This window comes from Sinorhizobium sp. FG01, from assembly GCF_002531875.1.
Lineage (GTDB): Bacteria > Pseudomonadota > Alphaproteobacteria > Rhizobiales > Rhizobiaceae > Sinorhizobium > Sinorhizobium fredii_C.
The window spans coordinates 281,774-305,905 of sequence record NZ_NWTB01000003.1 but is presented as its reverse complement, the minus strand read 5'-3'; the positions used below and the strand labels follow the sequence as shown (position 1 = coordinate 305,905).

Annotated in this window: 19 protein-coding genes and 1 riboswitch; of the genes, 12 read left to right on the top strand and 7 right to left on the bottom strand. The window is 62.2% G+C overall.

The genetic code is table 11. The features are described from left to right. The first annotated feature begins 36 nt into the window (after positions 1-36). Positions 37-2,580 (top strand): HAMP domain-containing methyl-accepting chemotaxis protein, encoded by a 2,544-nt coding sequence (locus tag CO656_RS04130; protein ID WP_097524893.1) that lies wholly within the window; start codon positions 37-39, stop codon positions 2,578-2,580. Between the two features lie 146 nt (positions 2,581-2,726). Here CO656_RS04130 and moaA read toward each other — a convergent pair whose 3' ends face one another. Continuing rightward, on the bottom strand, positions 2,727-3,776 hold the full coding sequence (gene moaA / locus CO656_RS04125) for a GTP 3',8-cyclase MoaA (RefSeq protein WP_097524892.1): 1,050 nt from the start codon (positions 3,774-3,776) through the stop codon (positions 2,727-2,729). Positions 3,777-3,937: 161 nt separating this feature from the next. Between moaA and CO656_RS04120 the strand changes: the two genes are divergently transcribed. Beyond that, a complete protein-coding gene (locus CO656_RS04120) occupies positions 3,938-4,312 on the top strand; it encodes a DUF971 domain-containing protein (RefSeq protein ID WP_097525058.1) in 375 nt (124 codons plus the stop codon). A 108-nt stretch (positions 4,313-4,420) separates the two neighbouring features. On the opposite strand, the gene CO656_RS04115 is transcribed toward CO656_RS04120, so the two are convergent. Next, entirely contained in the window at positions 4,421-4,918 is a 498-nt protein-coding gene (locus tag CO656_RS04115; RefSeq protein WP_176536508.1) for a MarR family winged helix-turn-helix transcriptional regulator, read from the bottom strand. A gap of 47 nt (positions 4,919-4,965) precedes the next feature. Between CO656_RS04115 and CO656_RS04110 the strand changes: the two genes are divergently transcribed. Together CO656_RS04110 and CO656_RS04105 are read left to right on the top strand one after the other, a co-directional pair. Further along, on the top strand, positions 4,966-5,883 hold the full coding sequence (locus tag CO656_RS04110; RefSeq protein WP_097524890.1) for an alpha/beta fold hydrolase: 918 nt from the start codon (positions 4,966-4,968) through the stop codon (positions 5,881-5,883). 82 nt (positions 5,884-5,965) lie between these two features. Continuing rightward, positions 5,966-6,574 carry a pyridoxamine 5'-phosphate oxidase family protein gene (locus CO656_RS04105; RefSeq protein ID WP_097524889.1) on the top strand — a complete coding sequence of 203 codons (609 nt, stop codon included), beginning with the start codon at positions 5,966-5,968 and terminating at the stop codon, positions 6,572-6,574. A 29-nt stretch (positions 6,575-6,603) separates the two neighbouring features. On the opposite strand, the gene CO656_RS04100 is transcribed toward CO656_RS04105, so the two are convergent. Together CO656_RS04100 and fumC are read right to left on the bottom strand one after the other, a co-directional pair. Next, a complete protein-coding gene (locus CO656_RS04100) occupies positions 6,604-7,674 on the bottom strand; it encodes a GGDEF domain-containing protein (protein WP_097524888.1) in 1,071 nt (356 codons plus the stop codon). A 154-nt stretch (positions 7,675-7,828) separates the two neighbouring features. Further along, the gene (fumC, locus tag CO656_RS04095; protein WP_234819684.1) at positions 7,829-9,220 is read right to left on the bottom strand and encodes a class II fumarate hydratase; all 1,392 of its coding nucleotides are present in this window, start codon (positions 9,218-9,220) and stop codon (positions 7,829-7,831) included. A 509-nt stretch (positions 9,221-9,729) separates the two neighbouring features. Here fumC and CO656_RS04090 point away from each other — a divergent pair. After that, positions 9,730-11,622, top strand: coding sequence for a murein L,D-transpeptidase (locus CO656_RS04090; protein WP_097524887.1), 1,893 nt, complete (start codon positions 9,730-9,732; stop codon positions 11,620-11,622). A 173-nt stretch (positions 11,623-11,795) separates the two neighbouring features. Here CO656_RS04090 and CO656_RS04085 read toward each other — a convergent pair whose 3' ends face one another. Then, on the bottom strand, positions 11,796-12,482 hold the full coding sequence (locus CO656_RS04085; RefSeq protein ID WP_037424267.1) for an HAD family hydrolase: 687 nt from the start codon (positions 12,480-12,482) through the stop codon (positions 11,796-11,798). A gap of 216 nt (positions 12,483-12,698) precedes the next feature. Here CO656_RS04085 and rpiA point away from each other — a divergent pair, with 216 nt between their 5' ends. The 5 genes from rpiA (at position 12,699) to CO656_RS04060 (ending at position 17,752) form a co-directional block, all read left to right on the top strand. Next, positions 12,699-13,394, top strand: coding sequence for a ribose-5-phosphate isomerase RpiA (rpiA, locus tag CO656_RS04080; protein WP_097524886.1), 696 nt, complete (start codon positions 12,699-12,701; stop codon positions 13,392-13,394). A gap of 118 nt (positions 13,395-13,512) precedes the next feature. Then, the gene (locus tag CO656_RS04075; protein ID WP_037424273.1) at positions 13,513-14,058 is read left to right on the top strand and encodes a DUF2059 domain-containing protein; all 546 of its coding nucleotides are present in this window, start codon (positions 13,513-13,515) and stop codon (positions 14,056-14,058) included. A gap of 171 nt (positions 14,059-14,229) precedes the next feature. Beyond that, on the top strand, positions 14,230-15,621 hold the full coding sequence (gene gor / locus CO656_RS04070) for a glutathione-disulfide reductase (protein ID WP_097524885.1): 1,392 nt from the start codon (positions 14,230-14,232) through the stop codon (positions 15,619-15,621). A gap of 239 nt (positions 15,622-15,860) precedes the next feature. Further along, positions 15,861-17,234 (top strand): 3-deoxy-7-phosphoheptulonate synthase class II, encoded by a 1,374-nt coding sequence (locus CO656_RS04065; protein ID WP_037424313.1) that lies wholly within the window; start codon positions 15,861-15,863, stop codon positions 17,232-17,234. A gap of 119 nt (positions 17,235-17,353) precedes the next feature. Continuing rightward, positions 17,354-17,752, top strand: coding sequence for a GFA family protein (locus CO656_RS04060; protein WP_097524884.1), 399 nt, complete (start codon positions 17,354-17,356; stop codon positions 17,750-17,752). 11 nt (positions 17,753-17,763) lie between these two features. Here the strand turns inward: CO656_RS04060 and CO656_RS04055 are convergent, their stop codons facing one another. Together CO656_RS04055 and CO656_RS04050 are read right to left on the bottom strand one after the other, a co-directional pair. Further along, complete coding sequence (locus CO656_RS04055) at positions 17,764-18,663, bottom strand: hypothetical protein (protein ID WP_097524883.1); 900 nt, start codon at positions 18,661-18,663, stop codon at positions 17,764-17,766. Positions 18,664-19,145: 482 nt separating this feature from the next. Continuing rightward, positions 19,146-21,065, bottom strand: a complete 1,920-nt coding sequence (locus CO656_RS04050; protein WP_179864695.1) for an LTA synthase family protein — start codon at positions 21,063-21,065, stop codon at positions 19,146-19,148. Positions 21,066-21,329: 264 nt separating this feature from the next. On the opposite strand from CO656_RS04050, the gene CO656_RS04045 reads away from it, so the two are divergent. Then, positions 21,330-23,012, top strand: a complete 1,683-nt coding sequence (locus CO656_RS04045; protein ID WP_097524881.1) for an NAD+ synthase — start codon at positions 21,330-21,332, stop codon at positions 23,010-23,012. A 3-nt stretch (positions 23,013-23,015) separates the two neighbouring features. After that, on the top strand, positions 23,016-23,840 hold the full coding sequence (locus CO656_RS04040) for a TolB family protein (protein ID WP_097524880.1): 825 nt from the start codon (positions 23,016-23,018) through the stop codon (positions 23,838-23,840). Positions 23,841-23,882: 42 nt separating this feature from the next. Beyond that, a riboswitch (cobalamin riboswitch) is annotated at positions 23,883-24,095 on the top strand. Positions 24,096-24,132 lie beyond the last annotated feature (37 nt).

Below are 24,132 nucleotides of genomic sequence, written 5' to 3'. Positions count from 1 at the left end.
GCGGACATGTTCCTCATAACAAAATCGGGGTTCGCAATGTCTGTCATCGATCGTCTTCTGCAGCGCCTGCGCATCGTCACGAAAGTCCTCCTTTTCGTCGTTCCGCTGGTGGCCTTGATCGCCGGTATCGGGCTTGTCGGCTTCTTTACGGCCCGTACGCTCAACGGCCACATGACAGTGACCCGCGAAACCATCAACAATCTGTCGGATTTCCAGGCCCTGCGCACTGCGCTGCAGGACTTCCTGGACGATCCGGGCGAGGAAAGCCGCGGCCGGCTCGCGATGATGATCGACGAGCAGGAGGAGGGGGTCAGGTCGCTCGAATCCTTGCTGACACGGGAAGAGGACCGGGCGCAGATCGCCTCTGTCGTCGCTCTCGGCGAAGCGATGCGCAGCCAGACCGACAAGCTCTGGGCCGTTCAGGTCGAACGCGAGACGGTGACGAAATCGCTGGAAGCGGCGCTCGCCGAAATGACCAAGAACGGCAACGGCGCCTATAAGCAGATCGACATCCTTCAGGAGGAATCAGGCGAGAAGGAAGCCTTCGCCAAGGCGCTGCTCTTCGATGCGGCCGCCTATCAGGGGCTCGCTGAGCGAATCAAGAAGTTCCGCCTGCCGGTGACGATGGCCGTCAATCCCGACGCGAAGATCGAACAGGCCACCAAGCTGCTGCCGCACCTGATGAAGCAGATTGGCGAATCCGAGCGGATCGCCTCCGACCAGGTCAAGAAGCCGATCGCCGAGATCAAGGAGCAGGCGCAGAAGATCCAGGCGATTCTGGCCGGAGTACAGGATAACGAAGCGAAGAAAAACGCCTTCGTGCCGATCCTCAGCAAGTTCTCCAAATATGAAGCCGACTTCGCCAAGGAGGCTGCGAAGAATTCCGATACGGCCGCCAAGCGCTTCGTCAGCATGGACGGGGAAATTTCCACGTTGAAGACGCTGATCGCGCTGATGGACGACACGTTCAAGGGCCTCGCCAGCACCCGGCTGCACATCAGCGAACTGCACCGCAAGCTCGACGCGGCGAGTCGCACGCCGATCGTCGCCGACATCAACGCCGTTCGCGAGACGGCCGGCAAGCTGTCAGACCTCGGTGGCAAGAACGCCGCATTGCGCGACCTGCCGGCCAAGCTCGGGCCGTCGCTGGACGATATCGACAAGGGCAGCGCCGCCTTGATCGATGTGGGCGCCCGGTGGCAGGCCGCCAAGGCGGAAGCTTCGAGCCTTGTTGCGAAGGCGAGCGGCACGCTCGAGAGTTTCGTCAGCAGCGCTCAGGAAGCGGGCAAACAGGATAGCCAGCGTTCGGCGACAGTCTCGATCGTCGCCATGGTTGCCGGCACGCTGCTTGCGATCATCGGTGGGCTGATGCTCGTCGAGACGCTGCGTGGTCCGCTGAAACGGGTCACCGAAACCATGACCCGGCTTGCCAAGGGCGACCTTGAAGTGGCGATCGAAGGCCGCAATCGCGGCGACGAGATCGGCGACATGGTGCGTTCCGTCGCCGTCTTCCGCGACAATGCCTTGGAAAATATCCGGCTTGAGCGCGAAGCCCAGGCGGCCCGTACCCTGTCGGCCGAGGAGGAGGCGCGGCGAACCGCCGAACGCGCCCGCATCGAGGCCGAGCAGATGCAAGCGCTCAATGCGCTGTCGGACGTCCTTGCGCAGCTCGCCGCCGGCAACCTGGAAGAGGGTATGGCGGAGGATCTGCCGGCCGACTACGTGATGATGGCGCGGACCTACAACAATGCCGTCGACGCGCTCCGCGCGACGCTGACCGATGTCCGCCTCGTCACCGAGGAGATCACCGGCGGCACCGGCAATCTCTCGGCCTCGGCCGACGATCTGGCGCGCCGCACCGAGCAGCAGGCGGCAGCACTCGAGGAAAGCTCACGCGCCCTGCGGCAGCTCACCGAAATCGTCCGCACCACCGCCGAGAGCGCTCGCAAGACCACCGTTTCGGTCGACGAGACGAACTCCTACGCCCAGCATTCCGGTCAGGTCGTCGCCAAGGCGATCGACGCCATGGCGGAAATCAACCGCTCGTCGGAAAAGATCGGCACGATCATCGGCGTCATCGACGAGATCGCCTTCCAGACCAACCTCCTGGCGCTCAATGCCGGCGTCGAGGCTGCGCGCGCCGGCGAGGCGGGCCGCGGCTTTGCCGTGGTGGCGCAGGAAGTCCGCGAACTGGCCCAGCGCTGCGCCGGCGCAGCACGGGAGATCAAGGGACTGATCTCGGCAAGCTCCGCCCAGGTGCGCAGCGGCGTGGCACTGGTCCAGGAGACTGGCGATGCCCTGTCGGTGATCAACGACCATATCGGAACCATCCACCAACTGGTCGCCAATATCGAAGCCGCCGCCGCCGAACAGTATACCGGCCTCAACGAGGTCAACGCGGCCGTTCACGAGGTCGAACTGATCACCCAGCAGAACGCCGCCATGGTCGAAGAGAATACCGCGGAGATTCACGGCCTGCGGCGGCAGGTGGAGGTGCTGAACGAAAAGATCGAGCGGTTCAAGACCGGAACGGGCGGCCAGGATGTGCAGGGCCAATATCGGTCGACCTACGCCGCGTAGTTGGGAATTTGCCCCTCACCCTAGCCCTCTCCCCGCAGGCGGGGAGAGGGGACAAGGCGGCGGCATACCCCTTCGCCCCGCTCGCTTGGAGAAGGTGCCGGCAGGCGGATGAGGGGCAATATTCTCGCGCCGACGTCGCTTTAATGTCAGCCGCCGGTTACGCTCATGTGGCGGGCGACCGCCGGGCGGTTGTGCTCGCGGTCGATGATGAAATCATGGCCCTTCGGCTTGCGCCCGATCGCTTCGTCGATCACCTGGTAGAGATAGGCGTCGTCATCGGTGGCGCGCAGGGCGGCGCGCAGATCTGCGGCGTCGTTCTGGCCGAGGCACATATAGAGCGTACCGGTACAGGTGAGACGGACGCGGTTGCAGCTTTCGCAGAAATTATGGGTCATCGGCGTGATGAGGCCGAGGCGGCCGCCGGTTTCCGCCACCTCCACGTAACGGGCGGGGCCGCCGGTACGGTAGGGGATGTCCTTGAGCGTGAACTCCCTCTCGAGCCGCTCGCGCATCTCCGAGAGCGGCAGGTAGTGATCGGTGCGATCCTCGTCGATCTCGCCCATCGGCATGGTCTCGATCAGCGTCAGGTCCATGCCGCGGCCATGCGTCCAGCGGATCAGCTCGGGGATCTCGGCATCGTTGAAGCCCTTGAGCGCCACCGCGTTGATCTTGACCTTCAGCCCGGCCCCCTGTGCTGCATCGACGCCTTCGAGGACCTTCGCAAGCTCGCCCCAGCGGGTGATCTCGCGGAACTTGTCCGGATCGCGCGTGTCGAGCGAGACGTTGATCCGCCGCACGCCGCAATCAGCCAGTTCGGCGGCGAATTTCGAGAGCTGTGAGCCATTGGTGGTCAGCGTCAGTTCGTCGAGCCGACCTGCTTCGATTTCCTTGCCGAGTTCGCGCACGAGGAACATGATGTTCTTGCGCACCAGCGGCTCGCCGCCGGTGAGCCTCAGCTTGCGTACGCCCTTGGCGATGAAGGCGGAACAGAGCCGGTGCAGCTCTTCCAGCGTCAGAAGATCCTTCTTCGGCAGGAAGGTCATGTGCTCCGCCATGCAATAGGTGCAGCGGAAATCGCAGCGGTCGGTGACCGAGACGCGCAAATAGGTGACCATGCGGCCGAAGGAGTCGATCATCGGCGCGGTCATTCTGTCGAGCGGTCGTGCGTTGGTCTGGTCTATGGCGGCCGTGTTCAAGTCTGTTCTCCCTGCGCCCCCAATGTCGTGACCGAAAGAGGTCGCGTCAAGGCGCATAACGTCGCAAAGTGTTTTTCAAATATCGGGAAAGTCGCCTTCGGGAGATTTTCGCCGGTTCAATTCTGCTTTACTCAACGAGGGCCGAGAAACGGAGCATGACGATGAGTGAATTCTGGCCGACCGAACTGCGTGTATCGAAGGATCGCCACCGGCTGACGGTGAGCTTCGACGACGGCGCCACCTTCGATCTTTCGGCGGAACTGTTGCGCGTGCTTTCCCCATCGGCGGAAGTGCAGGGCCACGGACCGGGCCAGCGCGTGACAGTTCCGGGCAAGCGCAACGTCCAGATCATCTCGGTCCAGCCGACCGGCAACTATGCGGTAAGGATCGGTTTCGACGATTTCCACGACACGGGTATCTACACCTGGACCTATCTGCGCGAACTCGGCGAGACGGGCGAGGAGCTCTTCAGGGCCTATGAGCAGGAGCTTGCCGACAAAGGCATGTCGCGCGACAAATCCGAGAAGCCGCGCTGATCAGCCTTGTGCATGTCGCTCAAAAGTGTGCAGCGGTTTTGGGATGACGACATGCACAAATCAAAAGCTTAAAGCGCGCCGCGTGAATACGTTTGAACGCATGGCGCTTTAGCTTTCGCGATCTGGAAGTTCGCTATCTTCCTTGAGCAGGGTCGAGATGATCCGCTCCATTGATTCCGCGACCTTCATGCAATCCTCGATCGGAGAGCCGGCGTGAGAGCTTTCGATCAGCGCCGTCTGGATTTCCATCGCCTCTTCGGTGAGTGCCTGGCCAGCTGCGGTCAGTGACAGCCGCAGCACCCGTTTGTCCTTGGCATCGCCACGGCGCTCGATCAGGCCGCGCCTCTCGAGCTGCGGCAGCAGCATGCTCATGTTGGAACGGCCGACGAGCAGCTTGCGCGCGAGTTCCTGCTGCGAAATGCCATCGAAGCGGTAAAGATTGATCAGGATGTCGAGATGCGGCGGCTTGATTTCCAGATGGACCAGTCGGCGGGTCAATGTCTGCTGCATCAGCTGGCAGGCACGTCCGACTGCGATCCAGCTGCGAAAGCGGGGATGCTCCCAGGGAAAATGGTGATCTTCGGTCGTCACTTGATTTTTGTTCATCCTTGGACAAATATGTTCATGATTGAACATTAAGGGCTCGATTCACTATGGCATCCTTTGCGACCAAGGTCATCCGCCTCTCGCTCAAGGCCGTGTCGGCGGTCTCTCCCGCGGCCGCCGGCGAAATGGCATTTCGGATATTCTGCCTTACCCCAAACCGCAAGCCGAAGAATGGCAAGGAACGGGCGTTGCTGAGCGCTGCGGCGCCGTTGATGGAGCAATCGCGAAAAATCACGCTGTCTTTTGCCGGCGGCTGGGTGTTCGTCCGACACTTCCCGCGCCACGGAAGCGGCAGGGGACCACGCGTGCTGCTCACACATGGCTGGGGATCGCGCAGCGACTACCTGGCCGCGCTGATCGATGGCCTGCTGGCGGCGGGCGCCGAAGTTGTCGCGCTCGACTGGCCGGGGCACGGCGGTTCGCCGGGCCGCTCCCTGACAATGCCGCAGGCGGTGCGGGCGATCGATGCCGCATGGCGGCACTTCGAGGGTTTCGATGTCTGCATCGGCCATTCCTTCGGCGGCGCCAGCCTGGCCTGTGCGGCGGGGGGCGTGGTTTGCGATCTTCCTGCGCGTGTGCCGGGGAAGCTGGTGCTCATCGGCGCGCCCAGCGAGATGGCTTGGCTCTTCCAGGGCTTCGGCAAGATGATGGCGCTTGTACCGGCGGCGCAGGCGGCGTTCGAAGGCATGGTCGAGCGCCTGTCCGGCCGCCGCGTCGAGGATTTTGACGCCGCAGGCGTCACGGCTGCGCTCAACAAGCCGGTTCTTGTCGTCCACGCCGAAGACGACAAGGAGGTCTCCGCCGACCATGCCCGCCGATACGGCGCGAGCGGCCCGCATGTCGAACTGCATTGGGCGAACGGCCTTGGCCACCGCCGCATCGTTTCCGCATCGCCCGTCATCGAGAAGATCATCGCTTTCCTTGGCGAAGGTCAGCAAACGGGGCATCTCAGGAAGATCGCATGATGCCGTCATCGGGACGTCATGCTATTCCGGCAAGGGACGGCGCTTCTGCGCAGGAGTGCATCGCCGGATCGGAGGACGAAGAATGACGATCATCAGGACGGTTGAGGAACTGAAGGCGCTTTACGGCGAAGCGGGCGAGGCATCGATCGTCAAGGTTACGCAGACGCTCACTGCAGAATACCGTCAGATGATCGAGGTCTCGCCGTTTGCGGCAATGGCGACCGTTGGACCTGAGGGTCTCGATTGCTCGCCCCGAGGCGACGATCTGTCGGTCGTCCGGATTGCCGACGACCAAACCCTGTTGATGCCGGATTGGCGGGGCAATAATCGCATCGACTCGCTTGTGAATATCGTCCGCGACCCGCGCGTCGCGCTCCTCTTCCTCGTTCCCGGCTCGAACACCACTATGCGGATCAACGGGACGGCGGTCGTCAGTATCGATCCGGCCTTGATCAGTTCCTTCGAAGTCAACGGCAAACATCCGCGCACCGTCGTCGTCATCACGATCGCTGAAGTTTACTTCCAGTGCGCGAGGGCATTGCTGCGTTCGCAGCTCTGGAACCCGGAACGCTTCGTCGATCCGGCCTCGCTGCCCACGCCCGGCGCTTTGTTGAGGGCGGCAAAAGCCGATTTCGACAAGGATAGCTATGACCGGGAATGGCCCGGCCGCGCCGCAATGACGATGTGGTAGCCCCGGGTTAGCCCCGGAGCTTCGGGCTGTCAGCGACGATAGATCAGCCAGTTGCGACCGGAATCCTTGCGCATGCCTTCCTCGAAGAGAGCCGTCCTGTTGCGCCCTGAACTCTTGGCTGCGTAGAGCGCGATATCGGCCTTGTGGTAGAGGTCGAGCGGATCGTCCGCCGCCGTTGCCATGCACACGCCGACGGAGAGCGTGATCGGGCCGTAGTTGACGCCGGTCTTGGAGTTCTTGAGCGGCGTGCTTGCCAGAATGGCGCGGATGCGGTCGGCGGCCTGCAGGCATTCCTCCTGCGTGCTGTCGTTCAGGATGACGGCGAATTCCTCGCCCCCGGTCCTGGCAACGAAGGCGTCCCGGCGGAGATTGGCGCGAATGACGGTGCCGACGGTGGAGAGGATCTTGTCGCCGACCGGGTGGCCGAAACTGTCATTGACCTTTTTGAAATGGTCGATGTCGACGACGAGCAAGCCCGTATAGTTGCGCATTTGCTCGTTGTTGTAGACCGCCGCGAGAGTCTCGTCGAAGGCACGCCGGTTGCCGAGCCGCGTCAGCGAATCGGTGTTGGCGATGCGCTTGTACTCATCGAGTTCCTGGCGGATCGCTTCCATCTCGAAGGATTTCTGAACGACGGTCTGAACGCGCTCCTTGCCCTGATTCATCGTATCCGCGGTCGCTTCGCTCAGAATGTCGATCGCGTGGCGGAGGAGGTCGGCGCTCGCCGCACTCTTGCTGGTGATGTTCAGATAGGCCTCGTCGAGGACCTTGTTGTAGCTCTCGAGCGCGTATTGTTCGTCGCGCAGGAGCGTGACCAGTTCGCCAAGCTTTGCCGCCAGCGTGCTATGGGCGCGCTCGATCCCGCGCGAATGGTGGATGTTGCTGAAATAGCGCGCACCGATCGCATCGAGCTCTTCCTGCGTGGCGCGGCTGCCGAGCGCTGCAAGATCCTTCGACAATTGCGGGTTCGAGCCGAGATAGGCCTCGTAGTAGAGCTCATAATTGCGCGGAATCGGCGCAACGCCCATCATGCGCATTGCGTGGGTAATTTGCGCAGCGATATCCGGCGTCGGCGTCCTGTTCGAAGTTACCGTCTGCATCTGCCAACCTTTAAAATAAAATTCAAATAGTCAGCTATTTTCTAGGAGTAAAAGCTTTGTGAAATCTTAATGTTTGCTTGGGTGCGTCGATGCAGTTCGAATGATTTGCATGAGGAGGCCGCGGCGCCGGCGGGCGACCGCGGCCTTTGATCTGTCAAGCGGGGCTGATCATCGTCTCGGGGCGAACGATCGCGTCGAATTCCTCGTTCGTCACATAGCCGCCTCCGACAGCCTCTTCGCGCAGGGTCGTGCCGTTCTTGTGGGCCGTCTTGGCGATCTTGGCGGCATTGTCGTAGCCGATCTTCGGCGCCAGCGCCGTGACGAGCATCAGCGACCGGTCGAGCGCAGCCTTGATGTTGTCTTCGCGGGCCTCGATGCCGACGACGCAATTGTCGGTGAAGGAAACCGCCGCGTCGGCGAGAAGCTGGACCGACTGCAGGAAGTTGTAGGCCATCAGCGGGTTGAAGACGTTGAGCTCGAAGTGGCCCTGGCTGCCGGCGAAGGTGAGGGAGGCGTGGTTGCCGAACACCTGGGCGCAGACCTGCGTCAGCGCTTCGCACTGGGTCGGGTTGACCTTGCCGGGCATGATCGAGGAGCCCGGTTCGTTTTCCGGCAATGACAGTTCGCCGAGGCCGGAACGGGGGCCCGAGCCGAGGAAACGGATGTCGTTGGCGATCTTGAAGAGGGCGGCGGCCGTCGCGTTGATCGCGCCGTGGCTGAACACCATCGAATCATGCGCGGCGAGCGCCTCGAACTTGTTCGGCGCCGAGGTGAAGGCGATGCCGGTGATTGCGGCGATTTCCTCCGCCACCTTCTCGGCGAAGCCGATCGGGGCGTTGAGGCCGGTGCCGACGGCGGTGCCGCCCTGGGCGAGCTCGCAGAGTCCGGGGAGCGTCATCTCGATTCGCCTGATCGAAGAGGCGACCTGTGCCGCATAGCCGGAGAATTCCTGGCCGAGGGTCAGCGGCGTCGCATCCTGCGTATGGGTGCGGCCGATCTTGATGATGTGGTCGAAAGCCTTGACCTTTTCTTCTAGCGCCTTGTGCAGGTGCTTGAGCGCGGGCAGCAGATCATGGATCACCCGCTCGGCGCAGGCGATGTGCATCGCCGTCGGGTAGGTGTCGTTCGACGACTGGCTCATATTGACGTGGTCGTTCGGATGAACGGGCTTCTTCGATCCCATGATGCCGCCGAGCAGCTCGATCGCACGGTTGGAAATGACCTCGTTGGCATTCATGTTCGACTGCGTGCCGGAGCCGGTCTGCCAGACGACGAGCGGGAAATGATCGTTGAGCTTGCCGTCGATCACCTCCTGGGCGGCCTTTACGATGGCGTCGCCGATATTCGGATCGAGGCGGTCAAGCGCCATGTTGGCGCGTGCTGCCGCCTGCTTGACGATGCCGAGCGCCCGGACGATCGCCAGCGGCTGCTTTTCCCAGCCGATCTTGAAGTTGCCGAGCGAGCGTTGGGCCTGGGCACCCCAGTAGCGGTCGTTCGCCACTTCGATGGGGCCGAACGTATCTGTTTCCGTGCGCGTCGATGTCATCGTGATACCTGCCTTCGTGATGCGCTTCATCAAGCCGAGGCGAATATGCCGGTGTCGGCCGGTATCCTCCCCGGAGCCGGGCATCTCTCTGCCCCGGCGATGCCGGCTTGTAAAGGGCCGCAGGGACCGGCGGCGAGCTACAATCGGTTGAAAATTGTTGCAATGCGGTCGTTTTCTCAGGCGCGTGGGAGGCGTTGCACAATACGTGCGCGTCGCCTGCATTCCTTGTGGCCTTTCCGTCACAGAGGGGCGTCTTCATTTTCGACGCTGCCGGTGCCGCCGGGAACATCCAAGCGCAATCGCTTGGTGCAAAATAGATGCAAATCAGAGGCTTGCCGGCCTTCGCGCGCGAGACAAGCCAACAGCTTCAGGGCAGCTGATCGAAATCGAAGGCGGTCGTTTCCTTTTCATTCACCATCCTTTTCTATAAGTCTTCAGGCACGAGGGCGTGGCGAGAATCTGGCAGCGGCCGAATTCGGCGGCAACGCGATACGGGGACGTTTATTCTTATGAAAATGATCAAGTCGGTAGCGATTGTGGCGCTTATGGGCGGCTGTGCGATTGCAACCATGGATGTGCGGCCAGTCTCAGCTCTCACGCTGATGGATTTTATCCGCGGCGGCAGGAAACGCACGCCGGAGCAGGCCTACCCGGTTCAGCCCGGGTACGACATGATGGCGCCGCAGCGCCTTGAAGATAGAACCGCGGTAAAGCCACCCCGTGTTTCCAGCCCGCGCTATTACACCTACAAGCCTGAGCAGATGCGCAGGATTGCGACTGATCGCCTGGTCGATCCGGTTGTGACCGGTTCGGTGCAGAGCTATGGCTTTCCCCCCATGCTGCGGATTCCGCTTGCCGATGCCCGCAAGTTTCTGCCGCAGGTCGAGGTGCGCGCCCCGGCCGAGGTGGCAAAGGCGGTCGAAGCCTTTTATGCGGGCCGTACCGATTTCGTCTGGATCGGAGGCGACGGCATCAACGGGCGGGCCCGTGCTGCCCTCGCTGTTCTTGGCGATGCCTCCAAGGTTGGACTCGACCCCAAGGACTACGCCGTCACGGTTCCGGCCGATGACTTCGACCGCGCCGATATGGTCGTGCGGGAAAAGGACCTGGTGCAATTCGAGATTGCCATGTCGGCGGCGGTGCTCACCTATGTCCAGGATACGGTTCGGGGCCGCATCGACCCGAACAAGATTTCCGGCTACCACGATTTCAAGCGCAAGAGCGTCGATCTCGTCGCCTTCCTCGACAAGGCCGCCACGAGCGCCGACGTTGCAGCCCTGATCGAAGAACGCAACCCGAAGAACCCGCAGTTCCTGGCGTTGAAACAGGAGCTCGAAAGGTTGCGAGCCGAAACGGATGCTGCTCCGCGCGTCGAGATCGCGCCGGGGACGCTGCTGAAGCCGGGCGACAACAATCCGGAGCTGGCCAATATCGTGGCCGGGATCAAGCTGAAAGCTTCCGAGGGGCTGAAGGCCGAGCATGCCGTTGTGCTCGCCGGCTATCAGGGTACGCCCGAATACACCCCCGAACTGGTTTCGCTGGTCCAAGCCTTTCAGAAGGAGCAGGGGCTGAAGGCGGACGGCGTCGTCGGCCAGGCCTCGATCCGGGTATTGACTGGTGGCGACACGACCGCCAGCAAGATCAACAAGCTCGAGATCGCGATGGAGCAGGCACGCTGGCTGCCGAACGATCTCGGTAATCGTTACGTCTTCATCAACCAGCCGGCTTTCATGGCTTACTATACCGACCACCGCGCGGAACAATTTTCGATGCGCGTCGTGGTCGGCTCGAAGGCGAACCAGACCTATTTCTTCCATGACGAGATCCAGACCGTCGAGGTCAATCCCTATTGGGGCGTGCCCCAGTCGATCATCGTCAACGAGATGCTGCCGAAGCTGCGCAGCGATCCGAGCTATCTCGACCGCATGGGCTATCAGGTCGAGGTCGGCGGCCGGGTCGTTCCGTCCTATGCGGTCGACTGGTACGGATCGACGAACTCGATTGCCGTGCGCCAACCGCCGAGCAGCGACAACGCGCTTGGCGAATTGAAGATCCTCTTCCCGAACTCTCATGCGATCTACATGCACGACACGCCGTCGAAGAGCTTCTTCAAGCGCGACCAGCGGGCGTTGAGCCACGGTTGCGTCCGCCTCGCCGAGCCGCGCCGCATGGCAGCGGCCGTCCTCGGAATCAGCATGGAAGACGTCGGCAAGGAAATCGCCGCGGGGCACAACCGGGCGCTGCCGGTGCCGCAGAAGGTGCCGGTCTATGTTTCCTACTTCACTGCCTGGCCGAACAGGGACGGCAAGGTGGAGTATTTCAACGACGTCTATGAGCGCGACATGTACATGAACCGTGCCTTCGACGCGACCCGGAAGGCGCGGCAGCAAGGCGAGGGCTGACTAAGCGGTCGAGGGGTAGTCTTATTGACATGGAAGGCCCCGCTACTGGCGGGGCTTTTGCGTTTTGCGTCGCACGGAGAGCACGCGCGGGCCGAGAACCTCCCCGGAGAGCCAGCCACTATGACGCCGTCCGCCTTAAAGCCGGTCGGCACCTCGAGCGCAGAGGTGGTGCTTTACTTCTTCTTTTCCCGCCTGAGAACCGTCCTGACGAGCTCCGGCGTCAGTTCGTCGAAATGCTCGATGATCCGGTCGGGCGCGAGGCTCGCGATCGGCACATCGGAGTAACCGAACGGTACGGCGATCGATGGAACGGAGGCATTGCGGGCGACGAGAATGTCGTTGAGGCTGTCGCCGACCATGACCGTGTGTTCCGCGGCAGAGCCGGCATGGGCGACCGTCGAGAGGAGGTGCTCGGCATGCGGCTTGCGGACGGAGAACGTGTCGCCGCCGGAAATGGCGGCAAAGCGGTCAAGGAGGCCGAGACCTTCGAGCAGGCGCCTCGCCAGCATTTCCGGCTTGTTGGTGCAGACGGCCAGTCGCAGGCCGGCGTCCTGCAGGCGATCGAGCGCCGAGACCAGCCCGGGATAGGGCAGCGATCCGCCCGGCATCGAGCCATGATAGAAGTCCACGAACTCCTTCATCTGCCAGGTCAGTTCCTCCTCGCTCAGCGCTTTGCCGCGCAGCGCGAAGGTCCGCTCGATCATCGCACGGGCGCCGTGGCCGACAAGATGCGTTAGATCTGCGTAAGTAACCGGTTCGATACCTGCTTTGGTCACCGCGTGGTTGAGGCTGGCGACGAGGTCGGGGGCGGTGTCGACGAGAGTACCGTCGAGATCGAAGACGACAAGGGGCTGAGACAAGGGGAACCTCGCAAGGAAAACGTCCTGTTCGCCTAGGCGAAGTGCGCGCAGAATGCAACGGCAGCCGGGGCCGTGGGCGTTGCCGGAATCCGCCGCGTCGCTCGCATTTTGGCTTTTGTTTGCTGCGATCGCCGTGTAAGTGTCTCAGCGGAAATTGGGCGGGAGCCGGTGATTGGCCGCTCGCCGGCCGGATAGTGACAAGGGAGCGAGTGGCGCATGGACGCCCGCCAGATGAAGATCAAGGCCGCCCAGGCGGCGCTTGACTATGTCGAAAGTGGAATGCGGCTTGGCATCGGCACCGGGTCGACGGCCGAGGAATTCGTCCGGCTGCTGGCCGAGAAGGTGGCGTCCGGCTTTCAAATCCTAGGGGTGCCGACCTCCGAGCGGACGGCGCGGCTTTGCCTCGAACTCGGCGTTCCGCTGAAGTCGCTCGATGAGTTGCCTGAGCTTGACCTGACCATCGACGGTGCCGACGAGGTCGACGGGAACCTTCGGCTGATCAAAGGTGGAGGCGGAGCGCTGCTGCGTGAAAAGATCGTTGCGAGCGCCTCGGAACGGATGATCGTCATTGCCGACGAATCGAAAGTCGTCGAGGTTCTCGGTGCCTTCAAACTGCCGATCGAAGTGAACCCGTTCGGCCAGGTGACGACCCGGCTGGCGATCGACAAGGTTGCCGCACGGCTCGGTTTGACCGGCGAGATCGCCCGGCGGGCCTCCGGCGACGGACCCTTCATGACCGATGGCGGCCACCTCATACTGGATGCATCTTTTGGCCGTATTCCTGATGCAGAGGCGCTTGCGGCCGAATTGAACGCGATTCCGGGAGTCGTCGAACACGGGCTCTTTATCGGGATGGCGTCGCTGGCGATTATCGCCGGTCCGGAGGGGGCGCGCACGCTCCCGGCAGGCTGAGGGCCCAGCCGGGTCCGATTTCGCGCCGCGGCCGTGGCGCAAACAGAATTCCGCACATGAATGCCTGGCGGCGGCAATTGGCCGGGCGATATGTGCCAACACAGGAGCATTGATAAAAATGAACAAAATCACGAGTTTCGCCCGGGCATTCGCAACCGCGGCCGTTCTCCTTTCGGTGTCGGTTCCCGCCGTCAAGGCGCAGGAAGTGACGGAGGACCAGATCAAGGCGGCCCGCGCGACCATCGCAGCGCTCGGCGTCACCAACAGCTTCGACAACATTCTGCCGAACCTTGCCGAACGGCTGAAGAACTCGCTGATCCAGGCGTCGCCGAACCATCAGGAACTGATTTCGGCAACCGTCGACGAGAAGGCGCTTGGTCTCGCCGCGCGCCGCTCGGACCTGGAACGCGAGGCGGCAACGATCTATGCCAAGACCTTCTCGGTCGAGGAACTCAATGCGATCACCGCCTTCTATAGCTCGGCGGCCGGCAAGAAGCTCCTGAACGACGGCCCGATCGCCTCCCGCGAACTCTTGAAGGCGGCCGATATCTGGGCAGCCGGCGTTTCGCGCGACCTTGCCCAGGACGCAACCAAGTCGCTCGATGAAAAGATCGGCAGCGCTCCGGCAGCGGATGCCGGCACGCAGGCACCGGCGCAGCAGTAATCCTATGGAGCCTTTGGGCTCATCTGCGGAGCCCGGAGCGATCCGGGCTTTTCTTTTTTGGGGTCGTAACTCTATATCAGGCGCAAGCGATTAGGGTCCGTCGTTTAAACGCGGAGCTGAAGCTGCGACCGACCGCGTCAATTCCATCATGTTTCTTTTCAGGAGTTCTCCATGAGCGCTTTCGACTATGACCTTTTCGTGATCGGCGGCGGCTCGGGAGGCGTGAGAAGCGGAAGGCTGGCGGCGGCGCTCGGCAAGAAGGTGGCGATCGCCGAGGAGTTTCGCTACGGCGGCACCTGCGTGATCCGCGGCTGCGTGCCGAAGAAGCTTTATGTCTATGCCTCGCAATATTCGGAGCATTTCGAGGATGCAGCGGGCTTCGGCTGGAATGTCGGCGAAAGCCGCTTCGACTGGAAGAGGCTCGTGGCGGCCAAGGAACAGGAGATCACCCGGCTCGAGGGGCTTTATCAAAAGGGGCTCGCAAATGCCGGTGCGGAGATCTTGAACACGCGGGCCGAACTTGCCGGACCCAATGAGGTGCGGCTGCTCGCGAGCGGCAAGACGGTGACCGCGGAACGCATCCTGATCGCGGTCGGCGGCCATCCGAGCCCGCATGACGCGCTGCCGGGACATGAGCTCTGCATCACGTCAAACGAGGCCTTCGACCTTACTGAGCTTCCGAAATCGATCCTGATCGCCGGTGGCGGGTATATCGCCGTCGAGTTCGCCAATATCTTCCATGGCCTCGGCGTCGAAACGACGCTGATCTATCGCGGCAAGGAGATTCTCTCGCGCTTCGACCAGGACCTGAGGCGCGGCCTGCATGCGGCGATGGAGGAAAAAGGCATTCGTATCCTCTGCGAGGATATCATCCAGTCGGTCTCGGCCGGCGCCGTTTGCCAGCGGGTCGCCAAGACCATGAAGCATGGCGAAATCGCCGTCGATCAGGTGATGCTCGCCCTCGGCCGCGTGCCGAACACCAAGGGGCTCGGCCTCGAGAATGCCGGCGTCAAGGTCAATGAGCGCGGCGCCATCATTGTCGACGCCTTCTCGCGCACGAGCGCGCCCGGGGTCTACGCCCTCGGCGACGTCACGGACCGCGTGCAGCTGACGCCGGTGGCGATCCACGAGGCGATGTGCTTCATCGAGACGGAGTACAAGAACAATCCCACCTCGCCGGATCACGACCTGATCGCGACGGCCGTCTTCTCGCAGCCGGAAATCGGCACGGTAGGCTTGAGCGAGGAGGAGGCGGCGCGGAAATATGACGAGCTCGAAATCTACCGTGCGGAATTCCGGCCGATGAAGGCGACGCTGTCGGGACGCAAGAACAAGATGATCATGAAGCTCATCGTCAATGCCGCGGATCGCAGGGTCCTGGGCGCCCATATCCTCGGGCACGACGCCGGTGAAATGGCGCAACTGCTCGGTATTTCGCTGAAGGCTGGATGCACCAAGGACGATTTCGACCGTACCATGGCGGTGCACCCGACGGCGGCCGAGGAACTGGTGACGATGTATTCGCCAAGCTATCGGGTGCGGGAAGGCGAAAGGGTCGCTTGAGCCGCGGTTCCGCCGGGCGCGAAAGCCAAGCGCGGTAGCCGATGTTTTCTGGTAGAGTGGCTTTCCAAGCCTCCTGTTAACGTTTATAAGCCCGCATCCGCGGCGTGACCGGCCCGTGCGGATGTGGCGGCTCGGGCCGGCCAGCTTGCCGGTTCGAACGAACTCTCCGAATGCCGGGCGGCCTGGTGGCCGCAGGGGGCGCGACGCGGTCCGGCCGCGTCAGACAACAGGTGATGGAAATGGCACAGACTTGGACTCCGAACAGCTGGCGGCAGAAACCCATTCAGCAGGTGCCGGATTATCCGGACCTTGCAGCGCTTGACGCGGTCGAAGGGCGTCTCGCGAAGTTTCCGCCACTCGTCTTTGCCGGCGAGGCTCGGCGTCTGAAGAGTGCACTCGCAAACGTGGCCGAGGGCCGCGGCTTCCTGCTGCAGGGCGGCGACTGCGCCGAGAGCTTTGCCGAGCATGGCGCCGACACGATCCGCGACTTCTTCCGCGCTTTCCTGCAGATGGCAGTTGTGCTGACCTTCGGCGCCCAGCAGCCGGTCGTCAAGGTCGGCCGCATCGCCGGTCAGTTCGCCAAGCCGCGCTCCTCGGGCGTCGAAAAGCAGGGTGATGTCACGCTGCCGAGCTACCGCGGCGATATCATCAACGGCATCGAATTCACGGACCAGGCGCGCATCCCCAATCCGGAGCGGCAGATCATGGCCTATCGCCAGTCGGCCGCAACGCTCAACCTGTTGCGCGCCTTCGCCATGGGCGGCTACGCCAATCTCGAGAACGTGCATCAGTGGATGCTCGGCTTCGTCAAGGACAGCCCGCAGGCCGAGCGCTACCGCAAGCTCGCCGACCGGATTTCCGAGACCATGGATTTCATGAAGGCGATTGGCATCACCTCGGAAAACCATCCGAGCCTGCGCGAGACCGACTTCTTCACTAGCCACGAGGCGCTGCTGCTCGGCTACGAGCAGGCGCTGACGCGCGTCGATTCGACCTCCGGCGACTGGTACGCCACCTCCGGCCACATGATCTGGATCGGCGACCGCACCCGCCAGCCGGACCATGCGCATGTCGAATATTGCCGCGGCATCAAGAACCCGCTCGGGCTCAAATGCGGTCCGTCGCTGACCGCGGATGGTCTCCTGGAGCTGATCGACCTGTTGAACCCGGCCAACGAGGCCGGCCGCCTGACGCTGATCTGCCGCTTCGGCCATGACAAGGTCGCCGAGCACCTGCCGCGTCTGATCCGCGCCGTCGAGCGTGAAGGCAAGAAGGTCGTCTGGTCCTGCGATCCGATGCATGGGAACACAATCACGCTCAACAATTACAAGACCCGGCCCTTCGAGCGGATCCTCTCGGAAGTCGAGAGCTTCTTCCAGATCCACCGCGCCGAGGGCAGCCATCCGGGCGGCATCCATATCGAGATGACCGGGAACGACGTGACCGAATGCACCGGCGGCGCACGCGCCCTTTCCGGTGACGATCTCGCGGACCGCTACCATACCCATTGCGATCCGCGTCTCAACGCCGATCAGGCGCTGGAGCTTGCCTTTCTTCTTGCCGAACGCATGAAGGGCGGCCGTGACGAAAAGAAGATGGTGGTCAACGGCTGAGTGATCGCAGACGCGCCGAAGGTTCAATTCTACTGAACAATCGCCGCAACTTCTGAATTTGACAGCGCCGGGCCAGCTTGTGAAGCTGGCCCGGCTTTTTTGTTGCAGTGGAGTGGGGAATGACGGAAATCCATGAAGGCGGATGCCTCTGCGGCGCCGTGCGGTTCAAGACGAAGGGGAAACTGAGGGAGCTGATTTTCTGCCATTGTTCGCAATGCCGGAAGCAGACGGGGCTCTACTACGCCGCTACGAATGTCCTCGACAGCCACATGGAGGTCCAAGGCGCGGACCAGATCACCTGGTACCGCTCCAGCACGAGCGCGAAGCGCGGCTTTTGCCGTCACTGCGGCTCGGCGCTGTTCTGGAAGGCGGACGGGCTCGACTATACCTCTATTCTCGCAGGGACGTTCGACGGGCCGACCGGTCTCGAGCCCGGCTATCATATTTTTTGCGCCGACAAGGGTGATTTCTACGACATCCACGACGACCTGCCGCGCTTTGCGGAAGCGTCACAGTAACGCGCTCGCCCTCAGGGATATGCGACCACGGACTGATCGAAGGCATCCGCCAGCGCTTCGAACTTGACTGCTTCCCAGGAGGCGTATTCCTCGATGAGCCGGCTGCTCAACCAGAACCGGCCGCGTGCGCCATCGTCTCCCTTGCCGATGAAATCGGCCGCTTCTGCGCGCGCGAACAGCCGGCGAATATGGGTGTTCGAGATCAGATAACGTTCGGCAAGTCTCGCAAGGCTGACGTCTACCCAGACCTTGCCGTGGACGGCGAGAGTGGGCGGGCGCGCCATCAGGTCGTCGAGGATCACCCCGCCGGATTCCGACCATACGAAGATCGCCACGCTTTCCGGGGGCTGCGTCCATCTCGGGTCCGAGAGCAGCCGCCTGGCGACACGGGGCTGCGCGCGCTCGAAGATGCCGGGATCCGTCTCGAGGCGTCTGACGCGCGATCCGCCGTCCAATAAATCGAGTGTGCTCATCTGCGTCTTGAACCAGAGCCGCATGGCGTTTTCGCTGATTTCCGTCGGCTCGAGGGGACGCGTTCTTTTCGTGCGACCGCCATTTGCCGGGCGGAGCAGTTTGTAGGCTACGAGTTCGGCGAGGAAGGCCGTCGCCGTGTTCCGGCTGGCAGCGCCCGTTTCGCGCATGACTTTCAGCAATCGCGCTGCGGTGATGCCGGAATCGGCGTCGTTCGGGTCGCGTTCCAGGTGTAAGGCATAGGCGGCTTGCGTCAGCATCCATCTCTGGTGGGCTGCCACGAGGCGCGCGATGCGCGGAAACAGGTCGTTCATGGAAATCAGGGTACGCGCGCCCGCTTGCAAGACCTCAAGAAATTGAGGGTTTTGCACGAGAGCGTCCACCGTAAAGGTGGGCGGAGTCTTCCGTCCGGCTTCTTCCGTCCCAGCAAGCCGCTGCATCTGTTGCGTGTGCTCCAGATCTCTCCACGCACCGAATGCTCGCTTACCCCGTGCCCCGGCGCAATCAACATAAAATCTCACCTTGGCCTAAACGCGCAAGTACGCCGTTTGGGTTCACGTAAATTTTAGGGGAATTTGCGGCGCCGATGCCACCGGCGGGTGAAGAGCCGTGGCTGCTATAGTTTGGTATGACTAACGGCTTGGCCGGTAAGCTCAGGATTCGTGCGGACATAGCAGCGTCTCCGCAGAATCTTGAAGTTGATTTCTGGCATCCGTACAGCTGTACGATGCGCGAAAATGGTTAAAGCATCGTATCTGTTGTCATTTTAGCAGAGTCTGACTTGCGCAAACGTTGATTCTGTCTTGTTTCGGATCGGCCTGCATCCAATCGGAACCCGGCGAGAATTGGGGCGCGGATAGTCAAATACGCAATTGGCCCGGCGGGGACACCGGGCCAATGAGTGCGTTCGCAGACGATCCGCTTATAAGCCGGCGCTGAAAAGTTCGGCGTGCGACTTAAAGAAGCGCTCGGTGCTATAGCGCTTGCCGAACATCATGTCGTGCTGGAGGAAGCGGTAGTCGCGCAGCGTCACCGGAATCTTCGGCTGGCGCAGCCAGTTCTCCAAGCCCTTGCCGTTCTTGCGGATCAGCAAATAGCGGTCGATAACGCGGAAGTGGTCGTGAACCTTACCGAGGAAGCCCGTGTAGTAGGGGTGCTCATAGCCCGCCTGCTTCAGGATCTGGTAGGAAAGAAATGCCGGGCTGATGCTGCCGATATCCTTTTGCGCACCGGTCTTGTTCGACCAGACGACAAGCGGCGTTTCGTGCTGCGCCTTCATCTGGTCCTTCGAGCCCTTGCGTTCCGCCGTCACGTCTTTCATGTAGCCGGTGCTGGTGTAGACGGTGTTGAGCGGCGGCAGGTGGTCGCCGAAGAGAACGATGATCGTCTCGCGATCCCGCTGCTTTGCCCACTCCATGAGCATTTTCAGGCTGTCGTCGGCCTCCTTGATCCCTTGAGCGTAGGTGGCAAGCACCTGCCGGTCGCTTTCCGGGAGGTCGCCCTCGACCTTGATGGTGTTCTTCGCGTAGCGGTTCGGCTCGTAGGGCCCATGGCCCTGCAGCGTCACGGCAAAGAAGAAGAAGGGATCGTCCATCGCGTCGGCCTGGCGGATGATCTCCTTTGTCAGCGATTCATCCGAAGCGAAAATTCCGCGCTTCTGCATCGCCGGCAGGTTCTCTTCGGAGCGGAAGGTATCGAAGCCGAAGGCCTTGTAGACGGCGGTGCGGTTCCAGAACCAGCCCTGGAACGGGTGGATGGCGCGCGACACATAGCCTTCGCCGCGGAAGAAGGTTGCGAGCGACGGGATCGGATTGCGGATATATTGCTGGTATGGAATGCTGCCATAGGGCAAGAAGGCATTCGAAAAGCCGGTCAGCGCTTCGAACTCGACATTGGCCGTCATGCCGCCGAATTCGGGCGAGAAGACGTTGCCGCCCTGGAGTTCGCGGATCGTCGGCATCGGATCGGGCGTCAGCTTGACCTTGGGCAGACGCGTCGGATCCCAGAAGGATTCGCTCATCAGCACGATGACGTCCGGCTTGCCGCGATGCGTCGTTCCGGCGGGCAGCGGCTTTACGGGAATTCGGCCGATCGCATCGGCCATGTAGCCGGGCGGAGCGCTCACATTGGCCATCGGCAGGTTGATCGCGAAGGCGAGCACGAAGCCGTTGTGGCGGTAGTTCTCGGTCTGGTCCCACATGATCGGAATGACGCGCAACCGGTCACGGACCCAGGAGAACTGGTTGTAGTCCATGATGTTCCAGAAGGCGACGAGCAGCGGCAGGGCGAAGACGACCCGTGCGAGACGCTCCCGGCTGGTCAGCTTCGGAAAGTTCCGCCAGGCGTAGCGCAGCAGCAGGGCGATGGCGATGACGGTTGCCAGTATTCCGAGAACGACGCCGACTGCGGTCCATGGCCGATCCTTCACCAGCACCGGCATCAGCTCCATGATCTGACGGCCGAACAGAAAATCGGTGGGATAGAGCGGGTCGGACAGGAAGACTTGCTTCTGCTGGCAGATAAATGCCGGGATGATGGCGAGCGGCGCCACCACGAGCGCGCCCTTGTGCTCACGGCCAAACAGCGCGTCGAGCGCCAGCATGACGAGGAAGAAGACTGCGACCGTCGTCCAGGCCGGCCGCATTGGATCGATGAAATAGGCGATCGTTTCGGAGCCTGACTGGCGCACGATGAACTCGACCGCAAAGACGATCGTCGCGGCAAGCGAAAGCGAAAACAGCGCGCTGCGGGTGCCCGCCAGGGTCTTTGCGTGTCTGACGGAAAAGCCCGGCCTTTCGACATAGACCTGAGGACCTCTCGCGGCGGAATCGATACTGGCCACAACTTCTCCAATTTCACAAAACTTTCGTTCAACTGTCATACGACCGTCATCTTGAACGGGGGATGAATGGCGAAACGGCTTTGATGATCCTCAGGTTCCCGCTGTGGCGACGGGTCCCTGTCGCGTCACTAACGGCCGGGAACAACAGGATTTTTCAGATTTTTTCTAAGCATTGCGATTGGGAGGGGGTTTTTTGCCCCCTGATGCGTTAAGTACAAGCCTTAAGCTGGATGCATTCGCCGAGGAAACACCGACAGGCCTGCCATGACCCCACAGAAAGCCGCACCTTCGACGCTACGGATCGCCGTAGCCCAGCTCAATCCGGCCGTCGGCGATATCGCCGGCAACCTGGCCAAGGCGCGCGAAGCGCGGGCCGACGCCGCGCGCCAGGGCGCCGACCTGGTGCTGTTCACCGAGCTTTTCATTTCCGGCTATCCGCCTGAAGACCTGGTGCTGAAACCGGCCTTCCTGAAGGCGTGCCTGCGCGCCGTCGAGAACCTCGCCGCAGAGACGGCGGATGGAGGGCCGGGAGTGATCATCGGCTTCCCCCGTCAAGCCTCCGCGCAGCGGCACAATTCGGTGGCCGTCCTGGACGGGGGCAAGATCATCGCCGTCCGTGACAAGGTGGATCTGCCGAATTACGGCGAGTTCGACGAAAAGCGGGTGTTCGATCAAGGCGAGATGCCCGGTCCGGTGAATTTCCGCGGCATTCGCATCGGGGTTCCGATCTGCGAAGACATTTGGGGAGAGCTCGGCGTCTGCGAGACGCTCGAGGAAAGCGGCGCCGAGTTCCTGCTTTCTCCGAACGGTTCGCCCTACTACCGCGGTAAAGTTGATGTCCGTCACCAGATCGTGCTGAAGCAGGTGATAGAGACCGGCTTGCCGATGATCTATGCCAATCAGCTCGGCGGGCAGGACGAACTGGTCTTCGACGGCGCGAGCTTCGGCTTCAATGCCGATCGCTCGCTCGCCTTCCAGATGAGCCAGTTCGAGGAGGCGCTCGCGATCTCCGAATGGACGAGGGGTGACGACGGCTGGGTCTCACACAACGGACTCCGGTCTCGCCTGCCGGAATGCGAGGAGGCGGACTATCGCGCCTGCATGTTGGGGCTGCGCGACTACGTCAACAAGAACGGCTTCAAGAACGTCGTCCTCGGCCTGTCGGGCGGCATCGACTCGGCGATCTGCGCGGCGCTCGCCGTGGACGCGCTCGGCGAGGAGCGGGTTCGCACGATCATGCTGCCCTATCGCTATACGTCGCGGGAATCGCTGAAGGACGCCGAGGCCTGTGCCAAGGCGCTCGGCTGCCATTATGACGTCGTTGCGATCGAGGAGCCCGTCGAAGGCTTTCTCAATGCTCTCGCCGACACGTTCGAGGGGACCGAATCCGGGATCACCGAGGAGAACCTGCAGAGCCGCACGCGCGGCACGATCCTGATGGCGATCTCCAACAAGTTCGGCTCGATGGTGGTGACCACCGGCAACAAATCGGAAATGTCGGTCGGCTACGCGACGCTCTACGGCGACATGAACGGCGGCTTTAACCCGATCAAGGACCTTTACAAGATGCAGGTCTATGCACTGTCGCGCTGGCGCAATGGCGCTGTGCCGCCCGGAGCACTCGGCCCCTCCGGCGAGGTCATCCCGCTGAACATCATCGACAAGGCGCCCTCGGCCGAACTGCGGCCCAACCAGACCGACCAGGACTCGCTGCCGCCCTATCCGGTCCTCGACGACATTCTCGAGTGCCTGGTGGAGAAGGAACTGAGTACCGAGGAAATCGTCGCCCGCGGGCATGACGAGGCCACGGTGCATCGGATCGAACACCTGCTCTACATCGCCGAATACAAGCGGCGGCAGTCGGCTCCCGGGGTCAAGATCACCAAGAAGAATTTCGGCCGGGACCGGCGCTATCCGATCACCAACCGTTTCCGCGACCGAGGGTAGATCATGCGCAGTTCGGTGGAGATTTTCGATATTGCCACCGGCGAGACGCAAGTCGTCTGGCAGACGGAGCGGCTGGTCGAGGCGCCGAACTGGTCGCCGGACGGCAAATCACTGATCATCAACGGCGACGGCAGGCTCTATCGGCTTGCCTTTGACGGTTCCGAGCCCGTGGAAATCGACACGGGCTTTGCCGGGCAATGCAACAACGATCACGGCATTTCGCCGGACGGGAAAACGCTGGCGATCAGCGACAAGACCGAATTCGGCAAGTCGGCGATCTATCTGCTGCCGGCCGAGGGCGGCACGCCGCGACTGGTGACGCGCAACCTGCCGTCCTATTGGCACGGCTGGTCCCCGGATGGGAAAACCTTGACCTATTGCGGGATCCGCGACCAGATCTTCGACATCTACACGATTTCGGTCGATGGCGGAGAGGAGCGGCGCCTGACGCATGGCGAGGGCCGCAACGACGGCCCGGACTGGTCGCCGGACGGTGCGTGGATCTATTTCAATTCGAGCCGCACCGGCCGCATGCAGATCTGGCGGGTGAGGCCGGACGGCAGCGATGTCCAGCGCATCACCGACAGCCCTTATGGTGACTGGTTCCCGCACCCGTCGCCGGACGGCAGGCATCTGCTGGTGCTGTCCTATGACGGCGAGGTCTTCGACCATCCGCGCGATCTCGATGTGCGGCTTCGGCTGATGGATCCGGAAGGCAGCAATGCGCGTGTCCTCTTCGAACTCTTCGGCGGGCAGGGGACGATGAACGTTCCGAACTGGTCGCCCAACGGCGATGCCTTCGCCTTCGTGCGTTATCGGCCGGCTTGAGCAGGACGCGGCGCCCCCGCCTTGCGTTTCGCCGGCGGCTGTGCCCATATGCGGCCGTCAGGTGCCCGCTTGCTGCGGGAGAATCGGGAAGCCGGTAGAATTCCGGCACGTGCCCAACGCTGTGACGGTGACGTCTGCGCCAAAAGAGTTCTGAGTATTTTCAGAGCTTTGCCACTGGTTCCTGATGCGATCTGGGAAGGTGGCGCAGCCGAGTGATCCGAAGTCAGAAGACCGGCCTGGCGAGATAGACCGGCCCCGCGCGGACGGCGGGAGGTTGCGCATTGTTGGGGAT

Excerpts from the sequence above, each read along its gene's own strand:
- CO656_RS04130 (WP_097524893.1), top strand. The coding sequence starts at position 37 with ATGTCTGTCATCGATCGTCTTCTGCAGCGCCTGCGCATCGTCACGAAA.
- CO656_RS04120 (WP_097525058.1), top strand. The coding sequence starts at position 3,938 with ATGAGTGAATTCTGGCCGACCGAACTGCGTGTATCGAAGGATCGCCAC.
- CO656_RS04115 (WP_176536508.1), bottom strand. The coding sequence starts at position 4,918 with ATGAACAAAAATCAAGTGACGACCGAAGATCACCATTTTCCCTGGGAG.
- CO656_RS04110 (WP_097524890.1), top strand. The coding sequence starts at position 4,966 with ATGGCATCCTTTGCGACCAAGGTCATCCGCCTCTCGCTCAAGGCCGTG.
- CO656_RS04105 (WP_097524889.1), top strand. The coding sequence starts at position 5,966 with ATGACGATCATCAGGACGGTTGAGGAACTGAAGGCGCTTTACGGCGAA.
- CO656_RS04100 (WP_097524888.1), bottom strand. The coding sequence starts at position 7,674 with ATGCAGACGGTAACTTCGAACAGGACGCCGACGCCGGATATCGCTGCG.
- fumC (WP_234819684.1), bottom strand. The coding sequence starts at position 9,220 with ATGACATCGACGCGCACGGAAACAGATACGTTCGGCCCCATCGAAGTG.
- CO656_RS04090 (WP_097524887.1), top strand. The coding sequence starts at position 9,730 with ATGAAAATGATCAAGTCGGTAGCGATTGTGGCGCTTATGGGCGGCTGT.
- rpiA (WP_097524886.1), top strand. The coding sequence starts at position 12,699 with ATGGACGCCCGCCAGATGAAGATCAAGGCCGCCCAGGCGGCGCTTGAC.
- CO656_RS04075 (WP_037424273.1), top strand. The coding sequence starts at position 13,513 with ATGAACAAAATCACGAGTTTCGCCCGGGCATTCGCAACCGCGGCCGTT.
- gor (WP_097524885.1), top strand. The coding sequence starts at position 14,230 with ATGAGCGCTTTCGACTATGACCTTTTCGTGATCGGCGGCGGCTCGGGA.
- CO656_RS04065 (WP_037424313.1), top strand. The coding sequence starts at position 15,861 with ATGGCACAGACTTGGACTCCGAACAGCTGGCGGCAGAAACCCATTCAG.
- CO656_RS04060 (WP_097524884.1), top strand. The coding sequence starts at position 17,354 with ATGACGGAAATCCATGAAGGCGGATGCCTCTGCGGCGCCGTGCGGTTC.
- CO656_RS04055 (WP_097524883.1), bottom strand. The coding sequence starts at position 18,663 with ATGCAGCGGCTTGCTGGGACGGAAGAAGCCGGACGGAAGACTCCGCCC.
- CO656_RS04045 (WP_097524881.1), top strand. The coding sequence starts at position 21,330 with ATGACCCCACAGAAAGCCGCACCTTCGACGCTACGGATCGCCGTAGCC.
- CO656_RS04040 (WP_097524880.1), top strand. The coding sequence starts at position 23,016 with ATGCGCAGTTCGGTGGAGATTTTCGATATTGCCACCGGCGAGACGCAA.